This window comes from Sphingomonas sp., from assembly GCF_051962185.1.
In the GTDB taxonomy this organism is placed as follows: domain Bacteria; phylum Pseudomonadota; class Alphaproteobacteria; order Sphingomonadales; family Sphingomonadaceae; genus Sphingomonas.
In genome coordinates this window covers 1-17,221 of sequence record NZ_JBQCCN010000337.1, presented here as the reverse complement: position 1 = coordinate 17,221, position 17,221 = coordinate 1, and the positions used below count along the sequence as shown (strand labels likewise).

Here is a 17,221-nt window from a genome sequence, read left to right as displayed (position 1 = left end):
GTCCGTATAATTTTTATTCGTGTAGAAACTAGATGGATTACCCAACGGGAGTCAACTATGCTCCCGCTATGACCGAACTCGAACCGAAACCCGCGATGCGGGCGCGCCTCCATTATCTTGACCAGTGCTTTGTCTGGTTGGGGCAGGCCAATCGGCGCGATCTGATCGAGGCCTTCGGCATCTCGAACGCGCAAGCAGCCGTCGATTTTCGGGTATATCTCGAAAGGGTTGCGTCTCCGGTTCCGACTTATGACCCCGTCAGGAAGATGTACGTGGCCGCCAAAGGCCATCTCGGGCTGAGTGACACACCGGCCCCGGCGTCGCTCGAGACCATCTATGCCAATGCCCATGGCACTGCCTTCACTCGTTTGCCTGGCCCCGCGCGCCATTGCCCCCAGGAAGTAATGCGGGAGCTCAATCAGGCGATCGAACGGAAATGCTTCGTGGAGATCGACTATGTATCGATGACGAGCGGCCGGCGGGATCGCCAGTGGATCGCGCCGACGCAGATTGCGAGTGATGGCGAACGACTGCATGTCAGGGCGTGGAGCGATGATCGAAAGGAGTGGCGCGACTTTCTTCCGATCCGCGTTTCGGCTGAAAGTAGCTTTGCGACGCGGCCGATCGAAGAACAGCTCCCACCAGACACCGACTGGGAGACCATCGTCGAGGTGAGGCTTCGGCCGCGGCAAGATCTATCAGCCGATCAGCGACGCGCTGTGCAGCGGGAATTTGGATTCGAAGGCGAGGCGCTGACCTTCCAGACCCGGCGCGCCCTCGATTTCTATGTCGAGCGACGCTGGGGGCTCGACCGGCCCGGCGCCCGCCTCGAGCGATTTTAGTTGCGCTGATGGCCAACGTCACAGTCGCACCGCGAGAACACGCCACCCCGGTCGAGGACCCAGTGATCCCCGAGGCTCGAAGCCTGCGGAGCGGCAGGATATTGAACGCCAAGAGATTGATCAGCGCGTTCCCCTATGACGCGGCGATACGACTGAGAGAATGCCTCAAGCTGGCCGCCTTTGCAGGCCGCCCTCGCCTCGCGTGCCCTGTTTGCGGCGTCACGCTTTTCCTCGCCAGCAGCATGCACAAAAACTTCTACCTTCGACATCGGTCAGAAGACGGCTCATGCCCGGCGGTGACGCGCACCGGATTGTCCGAAGCGGATATCCGGGCGATGAAATATCGCGGCGCCCAAGAGAGCGGCGCGCACATCCGGATCAAAGAATTGCTGGTTCGCAGCTTGGAGGCAGATCCGCGCTTTCGAGACGTCGTCGTCGAGAAAACGTGGCACGCCAGTGAGGGAACGAGAGGTCTTCGGCGACCTGACGTTGCGGCGCGCATCGACGATCTTAGGTTGGCGTTTGAAGTGCAATTGAGCACGACGTTCCTCGACGTCGTGCTGGGGCGGAAGATCTTCTACAAGGAGCAGGGCGCCGCGTTGGTGTGGATCCTGCCGGGTTTCGACCCAAATTATCGTCGCATGACAACGGATGACATCCTGTTCGGGAATAATTCGAACGTCCTCGTCGTCGACGAGGCAACCGTGGCCGCGTCCGTTGCAGCCGATCGCTTCATACTCCGGGTCTGGCATCGGCAGCCCAGAATAGAGGGCGATCGGGTTGTGGACGACTGGATCGAGAGGCTGGTCGGATGGGACGAGCTGAAGATCGACGTCGATCGCCAAACCATTTGCGCGTTGGACTTCGAAGCGTCCGAAGCGGCCTGCTACGCCGATCTTCGCGAGACGCGCGAACGGCAGCGGATAGAGGCCGAGACCGCTCACCGTGAGGCCATCGCTCGAATAGAAGAGGAACTAAGGGGGGAGGTGTTCGAATGGGCGCTGACCGCGCCGGAGAAGATCAACCCGGTCGAGCACGAAAGCCGGTGGAAAGCGCTCAACTATGCTTTGGTGCCCTTCTACTACCATCTCGAAGATCCGTTGCCCCACGTCCTCGTGCCGATGCGCATGGTGTGGGTGATCGAGACTGCCCGTACCGGGGTTCCTGTCGGGTTTGGCTATCGGAACGTCCTAGAGGTGGCGCATCACCTACTTCACCAGCACCCTGAGCTGATCATCGGATTTGGTTACTTGCTGCGCGCCTACGGCAATTTTCATTTGCTCGAGGAGTTGGACAAGACCGGCAAATGGAAGAGGAAGGTAAGGAGCTACCGGACGCTCATGCGCACGGACCCCCTCTTCAAGCTCGCTGAGGACGAAGACCGGCTGTTCGCCTTTCTCTCAAACGACCTTTGCCGAAAACCGCCGACCGAAAAGGCGCCCGACTAGATGGCCGACAACAAAAACCAGCACTTCGTACCGCGGGTCCATCTTCGACCATTTACGGTGGGCCGCGAGGGGTTGGCGATCAATCTCTTCAATCTCGATCGCATGAAGGCGATCCCCAATGCGCCGGTTAAGAATCAGTGCTCAGGGGACTATTTTTACGGCCAAAACCCGCTGCTGGAGAACGCGATCAATTTTATCGAGAACCCCTATGGACCCGTCATTCGCCACCTAACGGACGACGGCGCGATAGGCTCGGCAGTGGAGATCGTGCTGAAGCGCTTCATTTACCTGCAGTATCTGCGGACGGAGGCCGCTTCATTCAAAGCCAGCGAGATGGTGCTGGCGCTGCACGATGTACCCGGTTCCGACCTGTCGGTTCCAACCGTGAGAGACGCAGCAAAGGAGGCGGTCCAAGCGGCGATGCTCAATTACAAGGACACGATGCGCATCGTTGACGATCTTACCCTGTGCATCGTGCGAAATCGAACTGAGCTTTCGTTTGTTACATCAGACGATCCGGCGGTTTTGACGAACCGACTGCATATCCAGCGTCCGAGAAACGGTCGGCAGAGCTTTGGGGCGAAAACAGCGGGGGCGATATTCATCCTACCGCTGACTCCAAAGCTCTGCGCGCTCCTGTACGACGGGGCAGTTTATAACGCAGATCACCATGCGCATTGGATCGATGCCGATAGATCAGCGGACGTCCTCGCTCTCAATGTTCACCAGATCCTGGGATGCTGGGCCAATCTGTATTTTCGGGATTGGGACGATCGCGAGCAAATTTCGGCACAGACGGAGGCAACCAAGCCGCGACGCCCAGAGACTCGCCAGACAGTGACGCAGGCTGTCTTGGAGAAGACGAGCGACTGGGGCGAATATTATGCGGTTAGGAAGTCCACGAACATTCGTACTGGCGAGAAGGTGCTCGTGCATGTCGTGTCGAACCACCCGGTCCCGGCAACATGGCCGTCATTCTTGCGATTCCGGCCGAACGGACGGGCCTATTCAAACAATACCGGCGCTGGTCTGACCCGTCGCTGGTGTCTGGAGCAGGGCTTCGTGCGCGGCGAAGGCTATCACAAGGTATCGATCTGAAGCGTGCACGGCATCGGACATCCAAGATTAGCGCGCTCCTGCTCGACCAGAGACATGCCAACGCCGGGTCCCGACGTGAGCGGAATTAAAGTCCTGCAAAATGTCGTGAGTTGATTGAAGCAGTCATTGTGCTCGTCGCGATCGAGCGTCCGCTTTGCCTTGGTCACCGCCCGTAAGCAGACAGTCCAGAATGCCCGATAGCCGTTACGACGCACGGGCTCGTTTGATGTCAGCTTTCCGGGGGGCTGCCTTGGTGCCGCAATGACCGACATTAGGGCGCAGAGCAGTCGCGGGGAACAAGGCAATCCAACTCCGCCGGACCGGCTATCGACGTCGCTTTGTCAGTGGACGCTTCCGCCCGCTGCCGGACGCTGAAGCCGCACGCCGCGACAACTCTTGATCGCATCGCAGATCGGCTTCTTCGTACGACCGCTCCACTGCCTGGGCCTTGTATCGGCTCACGTACCTGTCTTCTCCATTCACCACACCGTTCGTTTCGGCGCTCATAATTCCGGTTTCTCTATTAGCTTGGAGAGTTCGAAAGAAGATGTACCGATCCGCATAACGTGCGGGTGGGATTTGGCACTGAATTGCACCCGTCTGCTTGTCGATGGTCGTGGCATAGCCGTTAAGGCCGGGCACGATTTCAACGCTTGGGATGTCTTGCCCAAACGCGTTCAGCGGCACGGCAACCACAGCCGCAGCAACTATAACAAGTCTGTTCTTCATCCGGTTTCCCCCGCTGGCGCGGTGGATTCTGCACAGCGCCCCTATGTTCCTCTCGGGGCGCGGCCGAAGCCGGATGTTGGAAACCTACTTAGCATAGGCGCATGCGCCTTTACCGGCGAACCGGCTGGACATACGCGCATGCCACCCGGCCTCCGAATATCGGCGACCGAGGATGCTAAGAGGGGTTTCCACGCCCCACTCCCGCGTATCTCGGGAGCGGGGTGATGATCGCTCCACTGATGGCACGACGCAAGTCCATTCGACCGTAAGTTGTTTGGACTGGACATTTTGTTGCGCTGGAGCTGTGCAAGACCAACGAGTCGCGGCGAACATGGCCGCGATGATCCGCCCCGCTCCGCGGGGCTCGAGGCAGTGCAGCGACGGACGTTTCCGTCGCTCGACGGAGACCTCGATGACCATCACCACCAACGATCCTGCGCAGATGACCCTGCCGATGCTGCGCGCAGAATGGGCGCGGATGCACGGTGCCCCGCCCCCAGTCGACCTCGGCCGCGACCTCATGGCGCGCGGCCTCAGCTACAAACGGCCGGAGACAGAGCAGCGCGTGCCCCCTGCCCTGCGCCGTGAACTCACCCGTCTCGCCGGGCAGCTCGATCGGTCGGGCGATCTCAACATCGAGCGTCAGGCGACGATCAAGCCCGGCACGCGGCTGGTCCGCGAATGGAAGGGCCGGACCTGCGTAGTCACGGTCGTGAAGGACGGCTTTCTGTTCGATGGCGAGTGTTATGCCTCGCTGACCAAGATCGCCTGCGCGATCACCGGCGTGAACTGGTCGGGTCCGCGCTTCTTCGGGTTGCGTCAGCGCTCCTCGGCGAAGGAGGCGTAAGCGATGCCCACCACCCCAATCCGCTGCGCGGTCTATACGCGCAAGTCGACCGAGGAAGGCTTGGAGCAGGCCTTCAACAGCCTCGATGCCCAGCGGGAATCCTGTGAGGCCTATATCGCCAGCCAGACCCATGAGGGCTGGACGCTCGCGCCCGGCGACTATGACGATGGCGGCTATTCCGGCGGTAACATGGACCGCCCTGCCCTCCTGCGCCTGCTCGATGAGGTGAAGGCCGGCCGCGTCGATGTCATCATCGTCTACAAGGTCGATCGGCTTACCCGGAACCTCAGCGATTTCGCCCGTATCGTCGAGGTGCTCGACAAGGCCGGTGCCAGCTTCGTGTCGGTGACCCAGGCGTTCAACACCACCACCAGCATGGGCAGGCTCACGCTCAACGTGCTCCTCTCCTTTGCCCAGTTCGAGCGCGAGGTGACCGGCGAGCGGATCCGCGACAAGATCGCGGCGTCGAAGGCCAAGGGCATGTGGATGGGCGGTGTCGTGCCGCTGGGCTACGACGTGGTCGATCGCAAGCTCGCGATCAATGCGGCGGAAGCCGATCAGGTGCGGCATATCTTCCAGCGTTATGTCGCGCTCGGATCGGTGCTCACCCTTCAGGCCGAGCTCGACGCCCAAGGGATCACCAGCAAGGTGCGCCATTCGCGGGCCGGCAATGTCACCGGCGGTGCGTCGATGAGCCGCGGCGCGCTCTATCAGCTGCTTCAGAACCCGCTCTACATCGGCAAGGTCGCGCATCGCGGGAACGTCTATGACGGCGAGCATGACGCGATCGTCGATCAGGAGCTGTTCGACACCGTTCAGCAGATCCTCGCCGAGAACCGCGTGGATGCCGCCAGCAAGGTGAAGGCGGTTGAGCCGAGCCCGTTTGCCGGTCGCATCTGGGATGGTGATGGTCGGCGCATGTCGCCGAGCCACACGACGCGGCGCGGGCGACGCTATCGCTATTACGTCTCTCGCCCGGAAACGGCCGGCGCGACACCGCTTCGCATCCCCGCCGGTGATCTTGAGGGCATCGTTGTCGATGCGCTGACCGAATTCCTGAAGGATCAGGCGCGCGTCCATGACGCGATCGCGGCAGCTGACCCGACGGCGCAGCAGATCCAGGCGATGATCTCTACCGCTGCAAACATGGCGGAGGCGCTCATCTCCGAACGATCCGGATCGGTTTTGACGACGCTCGTCGAACGTGTCACCGTCGGGGACGCCACCACGGAGGTCAGCGTCAATCCGGCAACCCTATCCCCATGTTCGGCGATCTCCCTTCCATCGGTTTCAATATCGGTCGCAACGAAGCTCGACCGCGTTGGTCGGGAGATGAAGCTGATCGTTCCGGCCGCGAATTGCCGCGTCCCCGATCCAGCGCTGGTCAAGCTAATCGTCAAAGCCTTTGCCGCACGCGAAGCGGTTGAGCAGAATCCGAAGGCGACGATCGCCGAGTTGGCGGAGGCGCAGGGACATAAGCGTGAATATTTCGGCGTCCTGCTGCGGTTGAGCTATATGGCGCCGTCCATTCAGTCGGCAATCCTGGCGGGCGATCAGCCCATCGGGCTCACCAGACAGAAACTCGCCCGCTTTGTCGCAATTCCGTTTGGCTGGGTAGATCAGCAGAAGGCATTTGGCTTCACTTGCTAAGCTGGCCGCCATCTGCCCGTCCCAGAACCCGCGATGTCCTGCTTGCCAATCAATAAGCGCGCGAGTCAGAGGATCCCTAGCGTTCGCTCAATTGACCGCTCAGGAATATGCCAAACGCCGTCTTTCAGTTCGGCGTCGGCGGGAATGCTCAAACCCCACTTGCCGGGCTGACCATCGGCCTTACGCAAGCGTCGACCGCTCGCGACCCATGGTGTTGGAGCGCCAAGCTTCGGTTCGATAAAATCATCAATTCCTGGCGCCGCGTCTATACGATCCACCAAACCTTCGTAAATTCGTTCGCCTTCCTTGACCACGACCCTGTCGCCAGGTTTGAGCGGGCATGCCTCTGTCGCGATCTTATTTCGTAGTCGTTCTATGTCGGCCACGGCTGAATGGTAGCGACGCTTCGCGTCGTCCAGCTCTTCTTGGTCGTCCACCCCTGCCCCATGTTTAATAGATCGTTGCCGCACACATACAGATTGGAGCGTGCGCGAGGTAGACTCTATGCTTACGCGATCGTGTCAACGCGCGCGCCGAGCGCCAACTACGCTCCCCACAGATCTGCGCTGAAACGATGCACGCTGCAGCCATCGTGACGCATCCCGGCGTCCTCTGGATTCTTGACGAGCAAAGGCATGTCCAGATCGACGACCTCGCAAAGCGATGCGATCACATAGGCTGGCGCCATCGCCAGGCCGGAGCCCAGCATACAGCCGACCATCAGGCGAAAACCGCGCGACCGCGCGGCTTCGGCAAGCGCCAGCGCTTCGGTCAGCCCGCCCGTTTTGTCGAGGTTGATGTTGTTGGAGTCGAACCGACCCGCAAGCCGCTCCAGATCTGCGCGGTCGTGGCAGGATTCGTCCGCGCATAAGGGGACGGCGCGATTGTAGCCGTCGAGCAAATCGTCGTCGCCGGGCGCAAGCGGCTGCTCGATCATGAACACGCCAGCGTCAGCCAGATACGGAGCCAATTGATTGAGCCGGTTCAAGGTCCAGCCGGCATTGACGTCGACGAACAGCGGGACGGACGGCAGCACCGATCGCACCGCACGCACGCATTCCAGATCGTGCTCGCCGCCCAGCTTGAGCTTGATCGACGATGCACCAAATTGTGCTTCGGCGGCTCGCGCCGTCTCATCGGGGGGCAGGATGCCGATAGTGACATCGGAGGCGATGGATTCGGGCGCGTCGAGCCCGGCGATATCCCAGACCGACCGACCGTTCGCCTTCGCTTCCAGATCCCACAAGGCGCAATCGATCGCGTTGCGCGCCGACCGTGCAGGCATCATCGTCTGCAACGTGGCCCGATCCGCTACGCCGCTCTCAATGGCCGGGGCCAGCGCTTCGATCTCCAGCAGCGTGGACTGCACCGTCTGCCCGTAGATCGCCATCGGGCAACATTCCCCCCGCCCCACGACGCCGTCCTGCTCCACGCGAACCTCGATCGCGTCGAGTCCGGGGATCGTGCCGAACGCCACGCGGAACGGCTCCTTCAGCTCGATATATTTTTTCCGTACCGACAGCTTCATGCGGAAGCCACGCGCCGGAAACGGATGTTGGCCATGCGAGGGGCTCTCGCGGTCGCACCGTCGCCATCGGCATCGAAGGTCATGAGGAAATTCAGCATCGCGAACGAACCGAGCGTCACCGCTTTCCAGCGGCGGGCGCAGATCGGTTCGAGCTTGAACTGGGCCGAACCATGACGCCCCGCCGAATTGAGGCGCGGTCCTTCGGCATCGTTCGCGACAAGGACGCGAAGGTCCAGTGCGTCGTTCTCATACGTGCCGGCAAATGCGCCGAGCGTGGCGTCCGGGATGCGCTCGACCTCCCCGAGCTCGCTCTCGTTGCCGAAATCGTTCAACCGGATCCCGCTTTCGCCGGGAGCGATCGACTGTTTCATGAACGACATGAACGCGGGCAGATGCAGCACGCCTTGCGCATCTGGCGCCATCGGTATGCCGGGCGTACCGTCGGTCCCGACCAGCTGCAGGTCGTCCTTGGCGGCGAATTCGATGACGCTGCCGCTGCTCGTGGAAAGATAGATAGCGTCGCGGGGCTCGATCTTCGACGCTTCCGGCAACGGGTCCAGCCCATCGATGCAGGCGTCGATGATCTTGTTGGCTAAATCGAGCGAATTGAGATCCATGCGATTGGCCGCAATCGAGATATCGAGCCCGGCCGACGGCACCCTGATCATCTGCGAATTGCCGCCGAGCACGCCGCCACTGTGCGACAATGTCCGGACACCGCGATAGCTATCGCTGATCAGGCCCAGACCGTAGCCGGTGGACGTGCCGTTGGCGAGGCGATTCGGCTCCTTCATCAACGCCCACGTCTCGGCCGTTCCGACGATCGGCGCGTCCATGTGCTTCAGCCAGCGCAGCATGTCGTCCATCGTCGAGACCATGCCGCCCGCGGCGCTCAGCTCCATCCCCATATAGTCGCGCGTATAGCGCCCCTGCCGGTCGATCATGTGGAGCGTGGCGCTATTGGGCACGAAGTCGCTGTCCCAAGGGCGCAGCATCGTGTCGGTCATTCCGACCGGCTCGAAGATGCGCTTGCGCAGCACGTCGGCTAGCGGCTCGCCGGCGATGCGCTCGACCGCGATGCCGAGCAGCATATAGGCGCCGTTATTATAGCTCCAGTGGGTGCCGGACGCAAAATCCACGTCGTCGATCGTGGTATAGTAAGCGAGCAGATCATTGTCGGTGACCGGACGACCGGTGCCGTGGAACATCATGGAGATCGTATAGACGTCGCGGATACCGCTGGTGTGCCCCATCACCTCGCGCATCGTAACATGACGGCTCGCGTCGTGAAGCTCCGGGATATGGGTGCCGATTTCGTCGTCGATGCCGCAGCGCCCTTCCTCGCAGAGCAGCAGATAGGCGAGGCAGACGAAATGCTTGGTCGTCGAGCCGATCCGCATGCGGATCGAGGGGCCGAGCGCGACCGGCAGCTCCATGTTGGCGAGGCCGAAGCCCTTGCGATAGACCGGCAGGCCATCGATCGCCACAGCGACGGCAACGCCCGGCAGGTGCGTCTGATCGATCCCGGCGAAAAGCGCATCGATCTGTTTCGGATCCAGCTTCGCGACAGCACTGCCGTCAGACATCATTCTCTCCCAACCGATAAGGAATTCAGGGTGCAATCGCGGCCGCTTGCCCAGGGCCGATTTTCGGCCCTTCGCCGCCTGACACGCGATGGAAACAAAAGGCTCCGATCAGCGAGAGCGGGCCGCCGACCAGGGCAATCGCCACGCCAAGACCGCCTGCTATTTCCCCGACAAAGGCAACCAGGGGACCGGCCAAAGCGCCCGCGATCGATATGGCGACGACGTTGATTCCTATCGCCGCGCCGCGCAGCTCGTTGGGGACGCCGAAATTAAGGGCGATGATGGTGATCGCCAGTGCGACCGCATAGCCGATGGTGAAGATCGTCACCCAGAGCGCGAACAGCGGAAGCGAGGGCATGACCGCCATCAGCGTCGCCGGCGCGCAGCACAGAGCGGCGACCATGGCGGGCCAAGCCAGCCTGCCACGACCGCTGCGGCGCTCGATGATCGTGGCCACCCTGCCCGCCAGGAAGAAGCCGCCAAGGCCAGATATAAGCGCTACGGCGCCGAACCAGCCCGCGAAATCACCGGGCTGCTGGCCGTAGACACGGGTCAGCACCGGCGGAATCCACGCCATGACGCCCGTTCCTGCCCCGGCGATGCAGGCCGTCCCGACGAAAAGCGGCAGCAGGAAGCCGCGATACGCCCAGAGTTCGCGAACGCTTCCTCCGTTGACCGCGCGCACCTCCTGCCTGGCGGGTTCGCGCAGCCGCAACAGGAAGGGCAGGATCGCCAGGCCTCCAAGAGCGAACAGCAGCGACACGCAGCGCCAGGGCGCAAGGCCGAACAACGCACGAGGATCGGAGGCAGAGAGCCCGGTCAGTGCTCCGAAACCCCAGCCGCCGATCAGGATCGCCGCCGCCTGGCCCAATACCTGACCCATGCCGTAGCTGCTGATCGCCATCGACCGACGTTCGGGCGCGAAATAGTCGGAAAAGAGCGACATCGCGGCTGGCACCGTGATCGCGTTGGCAGCCCCCAGCATGATCTTTCCCGCGACCAGCATCGCCAGCCCGCTCGACAGGCCGGTCACGGCCAGGCCACCGCACCACAGGGTCAGCGCCACCGCGAGCATCCGTACCCTGCGCAGCCGGTCCACCAGCACGCCCATCGGGATGCACAGCAGCCCATAGGCGGCATAGAGTGTCGTCGTGTTGGCGAAGCCGACCTCGACGTCGGTAAGGCCCAGGTCATGCTTGATCGGCTCGATCAGCAGCGAGACGACATAGATGTCCATCGCCGTGAACAATGCGATTGCCATTAGGACGATCTGCGACAAGCGCGCCTCGCCAAGCCCGGGGTAGGCAGGCATTGCAGGCCCTCCATGCCGCGTAGTCATCGGTTCGGACATCTGTCTGTCTTCCCGTCAGAAGCGCGTCGACAGGCTAAGCCCGATCGTTCGCGGCTGGAGGATCGTGACCTGCGCCGGTCCGCCGAGGAACGAGAGCGTCGTATCGGCGCTCAACTGCCCGCGGACGTCGAACAGGTTACGTACGAAAAGCCTGGCATCCACCGGACCGGCGCTGAAGCCTGCGCGCAGATCCACGGTCACATAATCGGGCAGGTGATATTGGGGAAATCCGGGATTGAGGTCGAAGCTGGACGTCCGGTCCGAGACGTACCTCAGGCTCGCCCCGACGCTCGGCTTCAGCGAACTCGAGTTCAGGACATAATCGGCATTGATCGATGCCGTGAAATGCGGGACGTTGGGCAACCGCTCGCCCCTCCTGGCACCGATCGCCGGCGTGTCTTCGGTCACATAACCATCATTGTAGGTGAAGGCGCCGGTGATCGTCGTGCCGCGGTCCGGCCGTGCGGTCAGGGTCACCTCGGCACCCTTGACCCGCGCATTGCTGGCATTGGTCAGGACCGAGACGCCGCCAGCCGCGGTGGGAAGCTGGATATCCTTCCAGTCGATATAGAAGAGCGCGCCATCGATACCGAACGTCCGGTCGGCGGTTTCGGCCTTCAGCCCAACCTCATAGCTGTTGAGAAAGTCAGGCTTGAAGCTGTTCGGGGCGAGCAAGGCGCCGGTGACGGGATCCTTGGCGATGAAGTTCGGACCGCCCGCCCGGTATCCGGTCGCGAACCTGGCGTAGGTCGTGACATTATGGCTGAACCGATATCGCGCATTAGCGAGGTAGGTCACCACGCCCGCGCCCGACTTGGCCGCCGGCGCCGGGCCGACCAACAGGCCGGTCGCATCCTGCTCGAACGTCTGGTCGTTCCGAGCGTAGCGAACCCCGCCGGTCATATCGAACTTGTCGGTCAGGTGCCAGGTGAGATCGCCGAAGAAGGCGTATTCGCGATAGACGCTGGGCAGGTTGACATGCGCGAGGTCGACAGGGATCAATGCCAAATTGGCATCGAGAGCGTCGACGGCCTGCGCGTTGGAACTGATTTCGCGCGTGTAGAAAGCGCCGACCAGCCATTCGACCGTGCCGGGCTTCGATGCCAGCCGCACTTCCTGAGTGAACTTCCTGGTGCGGATATCGAACGAGGCTTGGGTGGCGGCGATACCCGGCACCAATCCCCCGAGCAGGAGTGGATACACGCTCGAGGCATCGAGGACATATCGGGCGCTGCCGGTCTGGTAGCTGGTGACCGAGGTCAGCGCTGCGGCACCGAAATCATAATCGCGTTCGCCGCTGACCAGGCGGAAATTCGACCGGAACGGCTCGGCGAGCGGGTGCCGCTGGTCGAGCGTGCCGTCGACCGGATTTCCGGCGAGCGTGTAGAGCGAATAGAGCGCATTCTCGCGGCGGACATCCTGCGCGAAGCCGGTCAGCCGGATCGACAGATTATCGACCGGCTTGATCAGTAGGTCGAGGCGTCCGCCATAGATCTTGCCGCGGTCAACGTCATTCTGGCCCGTCTGGACATTGTCGACATAGCCGCCGTTCCACGAATAGAACCCACTGGCACGGAGCGCGACCTTGTCCTGAACCAGCGGCACGTTCACCACGGCGGCGCCATTGTAATTGACGCCGCCATCCTCAGTATCCGAGACACCGCCCTGGATACGCCCTTCGAAGCCGTCGAGCACCGGCTTGTTGGTCACATATTTCAACACGCCGCCCATCGAGCTTGCGCCGTAGAGCGTGCCTTGCGGGCCGCGCAGCACCTCGATCCGGTCGAGATCGAACAGGCCGACGTCGAGCGCCAGTTGCGCGCCGCGGGTGAAGGCCGAACTCGAGCCATAAGGAACTTCGTCGACATAGATGCCGACGGTCTGGCTCACATCCTGTCCGGCGGTGACGCCGCGCAGGCTGATCGAGGACTTCCCGGCGCCCTGCGTCGTGAATTGCAGCCCCGGCACCGAACTGGCGAAGTCCGAGAATTGCGTCGCGTTCAGCTTCGCCAGGTCGGCGCCCGACAAGGCGGTGACCGATTGCGGTGTATCGATCAATCGTTCCGAGCGCTTCAGTGCGGTCACGACGATATCCGGACCCGCTCCATCGGGGTCCGATGGCATCGGCGCCGGTACCGGCTGTGGTTGAGATTGTGCGTGCGCAAAAGCGGGCGCGAGGACGACGGCGCTTCCCAGCAGCAGCGTCCGAACGATCTTTAATGACAAAACAGTCATGGCGGCCTCCCCTCCGATATCAGCACCGACGGCCCTTTGCGGGCTCATATAAAAAACGGTTGTTCGTTTTTTGATTCGAATTCCATACCTGTCAAGGGTTGAAGCGCGCGGCTCGACAAAATAGAGAATGATCGATCATTTTTTGTGAGTGAGTGATGCCAAAACGCGACACGACATACATGAACGCGCAGCGTGACCGCCTCATCCTGGCGGCGATCAAGTGCATCGCCAAGAAGGGCGTAAAAGGCACCTCTATCGCGGATATATGGAAAGAAGCGGGGCTAAGCGCCGGTGCGCTCTATGTGCATTTCGAGAACAAGGACGACCTCGTGGCGCATTGCCTGCGCTTCGAACTCGCGCCGGAACGCGGTCCTCCCCGGACTTGGGCCGAGTTGAAAGCGAGAATGCTGGACTTCAACCCGAAGCTCGGACTCGACGCCGCGACGGTGACACGTGCACGCGTTCATATGCGTGCGGAATGCATCAATCCGGGCGAACTGCACGACATCGGGGGAAAGTTTCTGAGCCAGCAACTCGACGACGTGGCAGGATGGCTCGATCGAATGGCGAGCGAGAAGCTCATCGGCCTTCGCATGAGCGCCCAGCAGACTGCTGCTGCGATTTGTGCGCATACCGACGGCATGCTGTGGATCGCCCTTGCGATAGATCGATCGCTCGACGAATCTCTCCCCGAAATCTCGGCCGCGCTGGATAAGCTCGTGTCACTGCCTGATCAAAACTGAGGGTCGAACGGCCCCGGCCCCCGATCTCGCAAACGTTGGTCTTCGAGGTTAGGCGGTAGGACCGGGTCAGGTACGCCAGCAAAACGGACAAGTTGCGGGGGGTGCTATCGCGATTATTTATCCCGTCCAGAGGCGACGAATGCGACATCGCTTTGCAACCTGCTGATAACCTGAAGGGCTTCGGCGTTGATGCGGCGGCGGGATTCCGCTCAACAAGTAAGCCTCGGCCCGGTCATCCCGAGCATTTCCCGCCGCTAGCACCGTTCCCACGACGACATTGTCGCGCACGTTCAACGCCACGGCGCAAACCGTCAATCGTGGCGCGATCCTCGTCGAGCAACTTCCACCTTCGAGAGGCGTGAACAACCGCCCGAGCCTGGAAGGCCGTGACTATCGAAGGGGAGATCAATGAGCCATAACCGACGTCTGAGCATCTCGTTGCTGCTCGCATCCGCCGCCATCGCCGTGGCTCTGCCTCTTCCAAGCGTCGCCCAGACGACGCCTGCTCCCACCGAGCCGGCCAACCCGCCGCCCGCCGATCCGCAGACTTCTGTCGGTCCGGACATCGTCGTCACAGCCCAGAAGCGTTCCGAACGGCTGCAGGACGTTCCCGCCGCGGTATCCGTGGTCAACACCAGCGCGCTCGCGGAAAACAATGAATCACGGTTGAGGGACTTCGCCACCAGCGTACCGGGCTTCCAGGCGTCCCCATCACCCGGCGGCGGTGGCCAGCAGACGCTGGTCATCCGTGGCATTAGCTCCGGCACGATCCAGAATCCGACGGTCGGCATCATGATCGACGACGTGCCATTCGGAGCCGCTACGTACGACTTCTCTCCGGAAGTGGATCCGGCCGACCTGCAGCGGATCGAGGTCCTTCGGGGTCCCCAAGGCACGCTCTACGGCGCGAGCAGCCTCGGCGGCCTCGTGAAGTTCGTAACCGCTGACCCCTCGACGACGGCCGTCAGCGGCAAGGCCGAGGCCGGGATAAATGGCGTGAGCCACGGCGGTGGCGCCGGCTACGCATTTCGCGGAGCCATCAACCTGCCGGTCTCCGACACGTTCGCAGTCCGCGTGAGCGGCTTCACGCACAAGGACCCCGGCTATATCGACAACCCGATCCTCAACCTCGACGACGTCAACGACTTCTATGCGAGCGGCGGCCGCATCTCCGCGCTGTGGAAGCCGGCACCCATCTTCTCGATCAAGCTGAGCGCACTGTATCAGCGCAGCATCGCCGAGGGTCAGAATGAGGAAATCCACGGCTTCGGGCTCGCGGAATACGAGACAAACGGCATTATCGACACGGGTCGCACGACTAAGACGATCCAGGCTTATAGCGGTACGGCAAAGCTGAATCTGGGCGGGATCGACCTGACCTCGGTCACCGCCTTCAGCAAATTCGAGGCGACGGCCAGCCAAGACTACACCAACATCGCCCCTTGGGGCACGCTGGCGCAGAGCGGGTTCGGCGTGCCGGGGGCGCCTTCCCGCCTGAGGGCCGACGTCCAACGCTGGACGCAAGAGTTCCGGGGGACGTTCAAGACCGGCGAGATGCTGGATTGGCTGGTTGGCGCCTTCTATTCCGACGAGAAGACGCACATTCGTCAGGCGATCACCGCGCAGGCGACGAACGGTGCCACAGCGGGCGACATCTTCACCTACGACCAGCCGATCAACTTCAGGGAATACGCCCTGTTCGCCGATCCCACCCTGAAGCTGACGGACTGGTTCAGCATTCAGCTCGGCGGACGCTATAGCTGGCAGACCGCGACCTATCTGAAGGTGACCCAGGGCGGCTCGATTTACGGCGGAGCCACCGTGACCTTGCCGCAGCTCACCCGTCGCGACCAGGTGTTCACCTACCTCGTCACGCCGCAGTTCCGCATCACCAGCGACCTGATGATCTACGGACGGCTGGCGACGGGCTACCGGCCCGGACGGTCGAACTCCGCCAACCCCAATCCGCTCATCCCGCGTGTCGCGGCACCCGACCGGACCACGAACTACGAGTTCGGTATCAAGGGGAGCGCGCTCGCGAACCTGATCTCCTTCGACCTGTCGCTCTATCGGATCGACTGGAGCAAAATGCAGCTGAACGCGATCGACCCGGTCAGCCACCTCTCCTTCACCTCCAACGCCGCACGCGCCCGGAGCGAAGGCGCTGAGGCCTCCGTCAGCCTGCACCCAGGCGCCGGGCTCACGCTGAGCAGCTGGGTGAGTTTCAACAAGGCCGTCCTGACCGACGGGATCGTCACCACCGCCGCATATGCGCCCACAGGTGCCCGGCTACCGTTCAGCCCGCGCTTCTCGATGAACCTCTCGGCCGACAAGAGCTTCAAGCTGTCCGAGACGCTGACCGGTACCTTGGGCGCGACCTTCAGCCACATCAGCAGCCGTCAGGGGACGTTCGTTTCGACCGCTGGCCGGGCTTTCTACCCGGCATTCGATCAGTTCGACCTGCGGGCGGGGCTGAAATACGACGACTGGGCGCTGAACATCTACATGCGCAATGTCGGAGATGAGCGCGGGCTGATCGGCGGTGGACCCGGCGCCTATCCGCCCTCGGCTTGGGTGTACATCCAGCCGCGGAGCTACGGACTGTCGCTCAGCAAGGCGTTCTGACCTTGCCCCGGACAGGACGCACGATCGGTGCCGGACGGACATGACCCTCTCGTCACAGGAAGATCGAAACGCGCACTATCGCGCCGCGCTGACCGCCTATACCGAGGCGATCAGCGCCCGCGATCCCGAACGTGTGCTCAGCCTGTTCGCCAAGGACGCTGTCCTCGAGGATCCCGTCGGCTCGGGCCGCATCGTGGTCGGCATCGAGGCACTGCGTCCCTATTTCACGCGGGCCTGCCAACGCGACATCGCCATGCGGATCTCCGGCCACATCTCATGTTCGAAGGGGAACGCGGCCTGCGCGCCCATCCGCGTCGACGTCGACGGCAGCGTCATCCACGACATCAGCGTCGCGCAGTTCGACCAGGATGGGCTCATCGTCCGCTACGACGCTTATTGGGGTCCGGGGGACATCGTGGGTCCGGACCCGAGCAGCGGCCGGCCCCTCTGACCATTCCGGCGACACAGCCCCCCACCCGCGACAAAGAGAGTTTCCATGGCCCTATCGTCCTCGTCCACGCAGAAGGAGAAGAACGAGC

13 protein-coding genes are annotated in these 17,221 nt (G+C 62.2%); 8 read left to right on the top strand and 5 right to left on the bottom strand.

Features of this window, described 5'->3' with window-relative positions; all coding sequences use genetic code 11:
• The first annotated feature begins 68 nt into the window (after positions 1–68).
• The 5 genes from ACTHJR_RS20560 to ACTHJR_RS20540 all read left to right on the top strand — a co-directional run bounded on the left by ACTHJR_RS20560 (position 69) and on the right by ACTHJR_RS20540 (position 6,614).
• Positions 69–842 (top strand): WYL domain-containing protein, encoded by a 774-nt coding sequence (locus ACTHJR_RS20560; RefSeq protein WP_440525288.1) that lies wholly within the window; start codon positions 69–71, stop codon positions 840–842.
• Between the two features lie 8 nt (positions 843–850).
• Positions 851–2,290 carry a DUF6035 family protein gene (locus tag ACTHJR_RS20555; RefSeq protein ID WP_440525287.1) on the top strand — a complete coding sequence of 480 codons (1,440 nt, stop codon included), beginning with the start codon at positions 851–853 and terminating at the stop codon, positions 2,288–2,290.
• The gene (locus ACTHJR_RS20550; protein WP_440525286.1) at positions 2,291–3,388 is read left to right on the top strand and encodes a DUF4238 domain-containing protein; all 1,098 of its coding nucleotides are present in this window, start codon (positions 2,291–2,293) and stop codon (positions 3,386–3,388) included.
• A gap of 1,141 nt (positions 3,389–4,529) precedes the next feature.
• Entirely contained in the window at positions 4,530–4,964 is a 435-nt protein-coding gene (locus ACTHJR_RS20545) for a DUF2924 domain-containing protein (protein WP_440525285.1), read from the top strand.
• Positions 4,965–4,967: 3 nt separating this feature from the next.
• The gene (locus ACTHJR_RS20540; RefSeq protein WP_440525284.1) at positions 4,968–6,614 is read left to right on the top strand and encodes a recombinase family protein; all 1,647 of its coding nucleotides are present in this window, start codon (positions 4,968–4,970) and stop codon (positions 6,612–6,614) included.
• A 65-nt stretch (positions 6,615–6,679) separates the two neighbouring features.
• Here ACTHJR_RS20540 and ACTHJR_RS20535 read toward each other — a convergent pair whose 3' ends face one another.
• From ACTHJR_RS20535 to ACTHJR_RS20515, 5 genes are all read right to left on the bottom strand, one after another.
• Entirely contained in the window at positions 6,680–7,051 is a 372-nt protein-coding gene (locus ACTHJR_RS20535) for a hypothetical protein (protein WP_440525283.1), read from the bottom strand.
• Between the two features lie 107 nt (positions 7,052–7,158).
• On the bottom strand, positions 7,159–8,142 hold the full coding sequence (locus ACTHJR_RS20530; protein ID WP_440525282.1) for a dipeptide epimerase: 984 nt from the start codon (positions 8,140–8,142) through the stop codon (positions 7,159–7,161).
• Positions 8,139–9,728, bottom strand: a complete 1,590-nt coding sequence (locus tag ACTHJR_RS20525; RefSeq protein WP_440525281.1) for a serine hydrolase domain-containing protein — start codon at positions 9,726–9,728, stop codon at positions 8,139–8,141. The genes ACTHJR_RS20530 and ACTHJR_RS20525 overlap by 4 nt, the downstream gene beginning before the upstream one ends.
• A 25-nt stretch (positions 9,729–9,753) precedes the next feature.
• The gene (locus ACTHJR_RS20520; RefSeq protein ID WP_440525280.1) at positions 9,754–11,040 is read right to left on the bottom strand and encodes an MFS transporter; all 1,287 of its coding nucleotides are present in this window, start codon (positions 11,038–11,040) and stop codon (positions 9,754–9,756) included.
• Between the two features lie 54 nt (positions 11,041–11,094).
• Positions 11,095–13,164 (bottom strand): TonB-dependent receptor, encoded by a 2,070-nt coding sequence (locus tag ACTHJR_RS20515; RefSeq protein WP_440525279.1) that lies wholly within the window; start codon positions 13,162–13,164, stop codon positions 11,095–11,097.
• Positions 13,165–13,493: 329 nt separating this feature from the next.
• Between ACTHJR_RS20515 and ACTHJR_RS20510 the strand changes: the two genes are divergently transcribed.
• From ACTHJR_RS20510 to ACTHJR_RS20500, 3 genes are all read left to right on the top strand, one after another.
• The gene (locus ACTHJR_RS20510) at positions 13,494–14,057 is read left to right on the top strand and encodes a TetR/AcrR family transcriptional regulator (protein ID WP_440525278.1); all 564 of its coding nucleotides are present in this window, start codon (positions 13,494–13,496) and stop codon (positions 14,055–14,057) included.
• A 408-nt stretch (positions 14,058–14,465) separates the two neighbouring features.
• Entirely contained in the window at positions 14,466–16,682 is a 2,217-nt protein-coding gene (locus ACTHJR_RS20505) for a TonB-dependent receptor (protein ID WP_440525277.1), read from the top strand.
• A gap of 40 nt (positions 16,683–16,722) precedes the next feature.
• Entirely contained in the window at positions 16,723–17,133 is a 411-nt protein-coding gene (locus ACTHJR_RS20500) for a nuclear transport factor 2 family protein (protein WP_440525276.1), read from the top strand.
• Positions 17,134–17,221 lie beyond the last annotated feature (88 nt).